Consider the following 1,702-nt stretch of genomic DNA (forward strand, 5'->3'; position numbering starts at 1 on the left):
GGCCGATCATCGCCGCCGCGACGCCCTGCCCGGCGCGCGCCGCCACCAGCAGCCCCGGGCTCGGCGCGAGCGCGGCCAGGAGCGAGAAGAGCGTGAACACCGCGACGCCCGTGACGAACAGCCGCCGCCGGCCGACCATGTCGGACGCGCGTCCGAACAGCGGCATGAGCGCGGCCGTGGGGAGCAGGCACGCGGTCGCGACCCACTGCAGGTCCGCCGCGCTCGCGAACCCGAGGCTCCGGCCGATCTCGGGCAGCGCGACCGTGATGATCGAGTAGTCGAGCCCGGTCATGAACGTCGCGCCGCAGAGGGTGAGGAGGATGAGCCAGCCGCGGAGCCCGAGCCCTGCGCCGCCGGAGGATGTCGTCGTCATGCGGACCACGGTGCGCCCGGCGGGACGGAGCGGCCAGAGCGCTGCTGAGGGTACCTCTGCCAGGTGCAGGCTCCCATGCCGTCCACCCGGGGGGCCGATGGGGCGGTGGCCCGCCGGTCGCGGCGGGTCGCCGGGACGCGGGAGAATCCCCGGGTGATGTCGGAACCTGACGAGTACGCCGAACTCGTGCTCGACACCGTGGATCGCATCCCGCCGGGCCGGGTGCTCGCCTACGGGGACGTCGCCGAGCTGCTCGGGGTCGGCGGTCCGCGCCAGGTCGGACGGGTGATGTCGCTGTTCGGCGGGGGCGTCCCGTGGTGGCGGGTGGTGCGCGCCGACGGCAGCCCGCCGTCCGGGCACGAGGTGCGGGCGATGGAGGAGTACCTCGTGGAGGGCACCCCGCTCCGTCCGGACGGCCGCCGCGTGGACATGCGCCGCGCCCGCTGGGACGGCCCCGCCCCCGCCGACGGCCCCGAAGCCTGACGGCCGGACCCCGGGGGGCGCTAGAGGGCGACGAAGGTGAGGCCGCGCTGCTTGAGGGCGGGCAGGACGGTCCGCAGGGCCTCGATCGTCTGCCGCCGGTCGCCGCCGCCGTCGTGGCACAGCAGGACGTCCCCGCCCTTCGCCGCGAGCATCGAGCGGCGGATGTGCGCGGTGCCCGGACGGGACCAGTCGCGCGGGTCGATGTTCCACGCGATCGGCATCATGCCCTCGGTCCGGCACAGCTCGAAGATGTACCGACTCCAGTCGCCGCCCGGCGAGCGGAAGAACTTCGGCGAGTACCCGGCGGCGTTCTCGATCCGCTCCTTCGCCTCGATGATCTCGCGGTGGATGCGGTCCCGGCCGATCAGCGCGAACGGGCTCGGGTGCGTCTGCGAGTGGTTGGAGATCTGGTGGCCGTCCGCCGCGATCCGCTCGACGAGCTTCGGATACGCCTTCACCTGCGAGCCGATCAGCGAGAACGTCGCCTTCACCCCGTTGGCGGCGAGCAGGTCCAGCATCATCGGCGTGTAGACCGGGTGCGGGCCGTCGGCCACCGGCTACAGCGCGGGGCTGATCGCCTCCGGGCTGCTGACCGGGGTGAGCTGGCGGCTGGTGTTCTTCCTCCCGGTCCCCATCGCCCTGCTCGTCCTCGCCGCCGCGCCCCGGGTGCTCCCGGCCGGACGCACCGGCGGTCCGCGCACGGGCTTCGACGCGGCGGGCGCCGGCACGGCCACGGGAGGCGTCCTGCTGCTGGTCTACGCCCTCACCGAGACCAGCTGGCCCGCCGGGGCTGCCGCGCTGGTGCTGCTGGCGACGTTCGTGGCGATCGAGCGACGCCTCAGGGTG

3 protein-coding genes and 1 pseudogene are annotated in these 1,702 nt (G+C 74.5%); 2 read left to right on the forward strand and 2 right to left on the reverse strand.

All coding sequences use genetic code 11. The annotated features are described in order from the left end of the window. Positions 1 to 373 (reverse strand): MFS transporter (locus AB0J52_RS39215; RefSeq protein WP_500188160.1); only part of this gene is annotated, 373 nt, incomplete at its 3' end. Between the two features lie 156 nt (positions 374 to 529). Between AB0J52_RS39215 and AB0J52_RS39220 the strand changes: the two genes are divergently transcribed. Continuing rightward, the gene (locus tag AB0J52_RS39220; RefSeq protein ID WP_500188161.1) at positions 530 to 856 is read left to right on the forward strand and encodes an MGMT family protein; all 327 of its coding nucleotides are present in this window, start codon (positions 530 to 532) and stop codon (positions 854 to 856) included. A 20-nt stretch (positions 857 to 876) separates the two neighbouring features. Here the strand turns inward: AB0J52_RS39220 and AB0J52_RS39225 are convergent, their stop codons facing one another. Continuing rightward, on the reverse strand, positions 877 to 1,410 hold the full coding sequence (locus tag AB0J52_RS39225) for a polysaccharide deacetylase family protein (RefSeq protein WP_500188162.1): 534 nt from the start codon (positions 1,408 to 1,410) through the stop codon (positions 877 to 879). A gap of 43 nt (positions 1,411 to 1,453) precedes the next feature. Between AB0J52_RS39225 and AB0J52_RS39230 the strand changes: the two are divergent. After that, positions 1,454 to 1,702: pseudogene (locus AB0J52_RS39230) on the forward strand (MFS transporter); the annotation flags it as partial.

It is taken from the genome of Spirillospora sp. NPDC049652 (assembly GCF_040675125.1).
Taxonomy (GTDB): Bacteria; Actinomycetota; Actinomycetes; order Streptosporangiales; family Streptosporangiaceae; genus Spirillospora.

Bases quoted from the DNA above. Each gene is read 5' to 3' on its own strand.
- AB0J52_RS39220 (WP_500188161.1), top strand. From the start codon at position 530: ATGTCGGAACCTGACGAGTACGCCGAACTCGTGCTCGACACCGTGGAT.